The organism is Streptomyces sp. NPDC059895, assembly GCF_042731035.1.
Classification (GTDB): domain Bacteria; phylum Actinomycetota; class Actinomycetes; order Streptomycetales; family Streptomycetaceae; genus Streptomyces.
The window spans coordinates 1-1,103 of record NZ_JBHWKO010000138.1; the positions used below are offsets into that span (position 1 = coordinate 1).

A 1,103-nucleotide genomic window follows, 5' to 3' on the forward strand; every position below is an offset into this window, starting at 1 on the left:
CTAGGGCCTGTATTGAGTCGTGATCGATCTGCCGGATCTGCCCTCGCCGAGTCGGTGGATCCGGTAGTCCAGTACGTATGACGCGTGCGCAATTGACGGATGAGGAGTGGGGGTTCGTCGAGCCGTATCTGCCGGTCGGCGAGTACGGCCCGTATCCCGGGCGGCTGCGGCAGCAGTTCGAGGGCGTGATCTGGAAGTTCCGCTCGGGAGCGCAGTGGCGGGAGATGCCGGACAGGTTCGGTGCCTGGTCCACCGTGCACAACCGGTTTCGGCAGTGGCGGGATGCCGGGGTCTTCGAGGCTCTGCTGGAGGGGGTGATCGCCGAGGCGGCCGGGCGGGGCCGGGTGGACCTGTCGCTGGTCAGCGTGGACTCGACGACTGTGCGGGCCCATCACGACGCGGCCGGGATGCGCCTGGAGGAGGGCGTCCTGGACGCGTTGGAGAAGGCTGCCGTCGAGGCGGAGGCGGCCCGGCAAAAGGGGGTGGCGCGGAGGAACAAGACGGACAGGATGACGTCTGCGATCCCGGCCGGGCCGAGCGGCGGCGTGTCCGGCGGCGGCGCAGGCTCCGTCTGAAAGCCGCTCTGCTCGGGCGCTCACGAGGCGGACAGACCAGCAAGATCCACCTGGCTGCGGACCGTCGTTGCCGGCCCCTGGCCCTGACCCTGACCGCCGGCCAGGCCGCGGACAGCCCGCAGTTCATCCCCGTACTCGCCGAAGTGCGCGTCCGCGGGCCCGTCGGGCGCCCCCGCACCCGACCGGACGCGGTCGCCGGAGACAAGGCGTACTCCTCTCGCGGCAACCGTGCCCACCTGCGTCAACGCGGGATCAAGGCGGTCATCCCGGAGAAGAAGGACCAGGCGGCCAACCGGAAGAAGAAGGGCCGACATGGCGGTCGGCCTGTCACCCACGACACCGAGCTCTACAAAGAGCGCAACACCGTCGAGCGCCTGATCAACAAGCTCAAGGCATGGCGCGGGATCGCCACCCGCTACGACAAGACGCCCGAGAGCTACCTCGCCGGACTCCACCTCCGCGCCTCCATGATCTGGATCAAGGACCTCACTCGAACCGCTCAATGATCACGACTCAATACAGGCCCTA

At 68.5% G+C, this 1,103-nt stretch carries 1 pseudogene; it reads left to right on the top strand.

Annotated elements, in window-relative coordinates:
• Positions 1-77 precede the first annotated feature (77 nt).
• Positions 78-1,081: pseudogene (locus ACFV9M_RS42040) on the top strand (IS5 family transposase).
• Positions 1,082-1,103 lie beyond the last annotated feature (22 nt).